At 71.7% G+C, this 3,578-nt stretch carries 3 protein-coding genes and 1 pseudogene; all 4 read left to right on the top strand.

The genetic code is table 11. The annotated features are described in order from the left end of the window. Window positions 1-90 precede the first annotated feature (90 nt). The gene (locus K206_RS0109855; protein WP_020202250.1) at window positions 91-1,476 is read left to right on the top strand and encodes an MmgE/PrpD family protein; all 1,386 of its coding nucleotides are present in this window, start codon (window positions 91-93) and stop codon (window positions 1,474-1,476) included. Between the two features lie 25 nt (window positions 1,477-1,501). After that, window positions 1,502-2,377 (top strand): CoA ester lyase, encoded by an 876-nt coding sequence (locus tag K206_RS0109850; protein ID WP_020202249.1) that lies wholly within the window; start codon window positions 1,502-1,504, stop codon window positions 2,375-2,377. Continuing rightward, window positions 2,374-3,228: a MaoC family dehydratase N-terminal domain-containing protein gene (locus K206_RS0109845; RefSeq protein ID WP_020202248.1), complete on the top strand. Its 855-nt coding sequence runs from the start codon at window positions 2,374-2,376 to the stop codon at window positions 3,226-3,228. The genes K206_RS0109850 and K206_RS0109845 overlap by 4 nt, the downstream gene beginning before the upstream one ends. An 85-nt stretch (window positions 3,229-3,313) precedes the next feature. Next, window positions 3,314-3,578: pseudogene (locus tag K206_RS37900) on the top strand (tripartite tricarboxylate transporter substrate-binding protein); the annotation flags it as partial.

The raw sequence follows: 3,578 nt of genomic DNA, 5'->3' as shown, positions 1-3,578 counted from the left end.
ACTTTGACTTTGAAGTTGACTTTAAGCCCAAATAACTCTTGACTCTAAAGTAAAAAACCATCCAAAAACGAACAACCCAGAGCAAAAAAAATGACCCAACAACCCGACACCCAAACCTACCCAACCCGCCAACTCTGCGACTTCCTCGCCACCCTGAAACTAGAACAAATCCCCCAGGAAGTCATAGAAAAAACCAAAGACCTCTTCCTCGACTGGATCGCCTCCGCCATCGCCGGCAAGGACGCCCCCGCCATCCGCAAACTGCAGGAATTCGCCGCGGCGATGGGCCCGCAGCAAGGCCCCTCCGAAGTCTTCGTCGACCGCCGCCGCACCTCCCCGTATTTCGCCGCGCTGATCAACGGCGCGTCCTCCCACGTGGTGGAGCAGGACGACGTGCACAACGGCTCGGTGCTGCACCCGGCCGCGGTGGTATTCCCGGCGGTGATCGCCGCCGCGCAGGCCGAGGGCAAGAGCGGCGCGGACGTGCTGCTGGCCTCCATCGCCGGCTATGAGGCCGGCATCCGCATCGGCGAGTTCATGGGCCGCTCGCACTACCGCGTATTCCACACCACCGGCACGGTCGGCACGCTGGCGGCCGCGGCGGCGGTGGCCAAGCTGTACGGCATGGATGCCGAGGGCATCAACCAGGCGCTCGGCTCGGCCGGCACGCAGGCCGCCGGCTTGTGGGAGTTCCTGCGCGACGCGGCGGACTCCAAGCAGTTGCACACGGCCAAGGCGGCGGCGGACGGTCTGATGTCGGCGTGGATCGCGCGCGCGGGCTTCACCGGCGCGAAGCGCATCCTGGAGGGCGCGCAGGGCATGGCCGCGGGCATGTCGAGCGACGCCAACCCGGCCGCGCTGACCGATGGCCTGGGCACGCGCTGGGCCACGGCCGAGACCTCGTTCAAGTTCTTCGCCTCGTGCCGCCACACGCATCCGGCGGCCGACGCGCTCAAGGCGCTGATGCTGCGCGAGCAGATCCGCGCGGACCAGATCGCCGCCGTGACCGCGCACGTGCACCAGGGCGCGATCGACGTGCTCGGCCCCGTGACCGATCCCAGGACCATCCACCAGGCCAAGTTCTCGATGGGCACCGTGCTCGGCCTGGTGGCACTGCACGCGCATGCCGGCCTCGGCGAGTTCGAGGACCACGCCTTGCAGGACGCGCAGGTGGCCGCCTTCCGCGACAAGGTGGAGATGGCGCTCGACGACGAGATCAACGCGGCCTATCCGCGCCAGTGGATCGGCCGCGTCACCGTGCGGACCACCGATGGCCGCACGCTCGGCGCGCGCGTGGACGTGCCCAAGGGCGACCCCGGCAACACGCTGTCGCGCCCGGAGCTCGAAGCCAAGGCGATCCAGCTCGGCGCCTTCCGCCACGGCGCCGGCGAGGCCGAGATGCGCGCCATCATCGCGCGCGTGTGGGCGCTGGAAAAGCAGCCGGACGTCAACGGCTGGCTGCCGCTCGCGCGCTGACGCCTCACCTTCCCGGGAAATACCGATGTCCTCAGTCTCCACCGCCGCCACCGCCATCACCTACCTGTTCGTGCCGGGCGACCGGCCCGAGCGTTTCGACAAGGCCGCCGCCGCCGCGCCCGACGCGCTGATCCTCGACCTCGAGGACGCCGTGCACCCGGACGCCAAGCCGGCCGCGCGCGGCGCCATCGCCGCGTGGCTGCGCGAGCGCGGCGCGCACGCGCACGCCTACGTGCGCATCAACGACGCCAGCTCGCCCGCCTTCGCCGCCGACATGGACTGGCTGCGCGCGCTGCCGCCGGACACGCCGCTGGCCGGCCTGCTGGTGCCCAAGGCCGAAGACCCGGTCGCGCTCGGCGAGATCGCCCAGGCGCTGGCCCAGGTCAACCCGCAGGGCCGCATGGTGGCCATCATCGAAAGCGCGCGCGGGCTGCACGGCATCGACGCGGTGGCCGCCGCGCCGGGCGTGTCGCGCCTGGCCTTCGGCTCGCTCGACTTCGCCGTGGACCTGGGCTGCGCGCACACGCGCGAAGCGCTGCTGCTGGCGCGCTCGCGCATCGTGCTGGCCGCGCGCGTGGCCGGCCTGCCGCCGCCCGTGGACGGCGTCACCACCGCGCTCAAGGACGAGGCCGTGCTGGCCGACGACGTGGCCCACGCGCGCGCGCTCGGCTTCGCCGCCAAGCTGTGCATCCACCCGGCCCAGCTCGCCGCGGTGCGCGCCGGTTTCCTGCCCACCGCGCAGCAGCTCGACTGGGCGCGGCGCGTGCTGGCCGCCACCGCCAGCGGCAGCCACGCGGTGCAGGTCGACGGCAAGATGGTCGACCGCCCCGTCATCGAACAAGCCCGGCGCCTGCTCGCGCTCGCCGGCCACCCCGAAACCCAGCAAGCCAATCCGTCATGACCCAGCTCGAACACCTGCGCACCTGGATCGGCCGCAGCGAAAGCCGCACCGAGACCCTTTCCCCCGAACCCGTGATCGGCCTGGCCGCCACGCTCGACCTCGACGCCGACGCGCTCGTGCGCGGCCCGCTGCCGCCGCTGTGGCACTGGCTGTATTTCCTGCCGCGCGCGCCACAGCGCGAGCTCGGCCGCGACGGCCACCCCGCGCTGGGCGGCTTCATGCCGCCGGTGCCGCTGCCGCGCCGCATGTGGGCCGGCGGCGAGCTCGACTTCAAACGCGCGCTGCGCGTGGGCGACACCGTCACGCGCACCTCCACCGTGCGCAACGTCGAATACAAGACCGGCCGCAGCGGCGAGCTGTGGTTCGTCACCGTGGAGCACGTGCTCACCGTCGGCGGCGAGACCGCGCTGACCGAGCGCCACGACCTGGTCTACCGCGCCATGCCCGAGCCCGGCCAGCCGCTGCCGCCGCGCCCGCGCCTGGCGCACGCGCCGACGTGGCAGCGCCAGCTCCAGGCCGGCCCGGTCATGCTGTTCCGCTTCTCGGCGCTGACCTTCAACGGCCACCGCATCCACTACGACCACGACTACGTGCGTGACGTGGAAGGCTATCCCGGGCTGGTGGTGCACGGCCCGCTGCAGGCCGTGCTCACGCTCGACCTGCTGGCGCGCGAGATGCCGGCGGCCAAGGTGCGCCGCTTCGGCTTCCGCGGGCTGGCGCCGCTGTTCCACCACGACACCGTGACCGTGGGCGGCGCGCCGGACGCCGCCACGCCCGGCAGGATCGCGCTGTGGACCGGCGACGACGCTGGCGGCCAGGCGATGGAAGCCTGGGCCGAGGTGGAGACCTGACAGGAGGGACGACGCAGGCTGACCGGCGCGGCACACCAATACAACATCGGGATCAGCGGGGAACCACGATAAATGGAGACTTCCTATGCATGCATCCCGAAAGGCCGGGCGGCGCGCCCGCCGCCTCGCCGCCTGCGGCGCCATCGCCGTGCTCTGCGCCGCGTCCGCGCGGGCCCAGCCGCCCTATCCGGCGCGGCCCGTCACGCTGATCGTCCCCTACGCGGCGGGCGGCACCACCGACGTGGTGGCGCGCCAGTTCGCCGTGGCCCTGCAACAGGCGCTCGGCCAGAACGTGATGGTGGAAAACAAGCCCGGCGTCTCGGGCACGATGGGCGCGATGGCCATCAGGC

Origin of the sequence: Cupriavidus sp. WS (assembly GCF_000395345.1) — a bacterium.
GTDB lineage: Bacteria > Pseudomonadota > Gammaproteobacteria > Burkholderiales > Burkholderiaceae > Cupriavidus > Cupriavidus basilensis_B.
This window is presented reverse-complemented; position numbering and strand designations above follow the sequence as displayed.